Here is a 1,982-nt window from a genome sequence, read left to right as displayed (position 1 = left end):
CCGGACGCTGGCGGGCTTCGCCGCCGGCCTCGACCTGCGCCTGCCGAGCGGGTTCAGGCTCGGGCTCGTCGGCGGCTACGCCGAGAGCGCCCTCGACACCGCCGGTCGCCGCGAATCGGCCGGCGTCACCGGCGGGTTCGGCGGCGTCTACGGCGGCTACGAGCTCGGCCCGGTCTCGGTGCGGCTCGGCGCGGTCTACGCCGACGAATCCCTGCGCACCCGCCGCACCGTCGTCGTTCCGAGCGTGTCCGACACGCCGTCCGGCCGCTACGGCGGCAGCACGGTGCAGGGCTTCGGCGAGATCGGCTACCGGTTCCTCGTCGGAGCGCCCGCGCCGGCCGTGCTGGTGTCGAAAGTCGCGGAGCCCGGCGCGCTGGAGCAGGCAGCCCCGACCTACGTCGAGCCCTTCGTCGGTGGCGCCTATGTCGGCATCCACCGCGACCGCTTCGCGGAGACCGGCGGCGTCGCCGCCCTGACCGGGTCCGCCCGCGACTACGACCTCGCCGCCCTGACGGCGGGCCTGCGCGGGCAGACGGCGTTCGACCTCGGCCTCGGCCTGCCGCTCTCGGCGCACGCGCTCCTCGGCTACCGCCGGGCGTACGGCGACGTGGTGCCGAAGGCGCTGCTGTCCTTCGGTGCGGACCCGAGCTTCCTGGCGGCGGGCGTCCCGATCGATCGGGACGCGGTGGTGGCGGAGGTCGGCCTCGACCTGCGCCTGGCGTCCGGCGTGACCTTCGGCGCGGCCTATACCGGCCAGACCGGCGCGCGGGCGCAGGACCACGCGGTGAAGGGCAACCTCACCTGCCGGTTCTGATCCGGCCTGCCGACGGATGCCGGCCCGGGGCGGGCCGGCATCACACCCATCCTATCGCGGCGGGGGAGCCGCCGGGGGCGCCCCGCTCTGCTGCAGCAGCGGGGTGATGCGGCGGACCGTGACCCGGCGGTTCTCGCGCGAGGCGTTCTGCGTGTTCACCTTCAGGTACTGCTCGCCGTAGCCCTGCGTGGTCAGGTTCTCGGGCGGCACCTGGAAGTTCTGGGTCAGCACCGTCGCGACCGACTGCGCCCGCCGATCCGACAGCGACAGGTTGTCGACGTCGGCGCCGACCGCGTCGGTGTAGCCCTCGATCAGGAACACCTCCTGCGGGTTGGCGCGGATCGCCTGGTTGATCGCCGCCGCGATCGTCGAGAGCCGGGCGGCCTGGTCGGGCGTGACCGTGAACGAGGCGGTGTCGAAGGTGATCGTGTCGATGTCGACGCTGCGCATCCGGGCACGCAGCTGCGGGCTGTAGCGGACCTGGTCCAGCGTGTAGCGCCGGTCGACCGCCACCACCGGCGGGGCCGACAGGGCCTCGTAGACCGCGCGCTCGTCGGCCGCGCCGTAATCCACCACGTAGCGCTCGCGCGGGATGCGGATGTCGGGCGGCGGCAGGTCGACCACGTCCTCGTAGATCGGGCGCGGGGCGCCGCCGTAGCTGTTGTCGATCAGCACGACCTCGCGGCCGTCGCGGAAGCGGCGGTAGCGGCGCAGCATCCGGCCGTCGTCGTCCACCACCGTCACGATCTGCTCGCCGCCGGGACGGTCGAGATAGGTGTAGGTGTCCGGCCCGCGCCGCTCGCTGCGGTAGCCGCCGCCGCCGATGTCGCGGAAGCGCTCGTTCTCGTCGTGGCGGATGAAGTAGTTGTTCTGATCGCGCACGATGATCCGGCCGGGCTCGCGGATGTAGGTCCGCCCGTCCTCGTTGAACTCGCGGCGGTCGCGACGCACGCGGTCGTAGTCGCGCACGTCCTCGTCGTCGGTGCTGAAGCCGCCGGGGATGTAGCCGGGACGGCCGGGACGGTTGAAGCCGTCGCGGTCGCGGTCGCCGACGCGGCCCGTCGGCACGCCGCGCGGATCGTAGCCCTGCTGCCCGGGCTGGGCGCCCGGCTGCGTGTCGGAGCCGCGCAGCCCCGGCTGGCCGGGATTGCCCTGGCCCGGGCCGAAC

At 74.0% G+C, this 1,982-nt stretch carries 2 protein-coding genes; one reads left to right on the top strand and one right to left on the bottom strand.

The annotated features are described in order from the left end of the window. Positions 1 to 814 (top strand): autotransporter outer membrane beta-barrel domain-containing protein (locus FV223_RS26345; RefSeq protein WP_147729690.1); only part of this gene is annotated, 814 nt, incomplete at its 5' end. Between the two features lie 51 nt (positions 815 to 865). Here FV223_RS26345 and FV223_RS26340 read toward each other — a convergent pair. After that, the coding region (locus FV223_RS26340) for an OmpA family protein (protein WP_246689822.1) at positions 866 to 1,982 on the bottom strand (1,117 nt) is incomplete at its 5' end.

It is taken from the genome of Methylobacterium sp. WL116 (assembly GCF_008039455.1).
GTDB lineage: Bacteria > Pseudomonadota > Alphaproteobacteria > Rhizobiales > Beijerinckiaceae > Methylobacterium.
The sequence above is the reverse complement of the archived record's forward strand: the minus strand, read 5'-3'. Positions and strand labels throughout refer to the sequence as shown.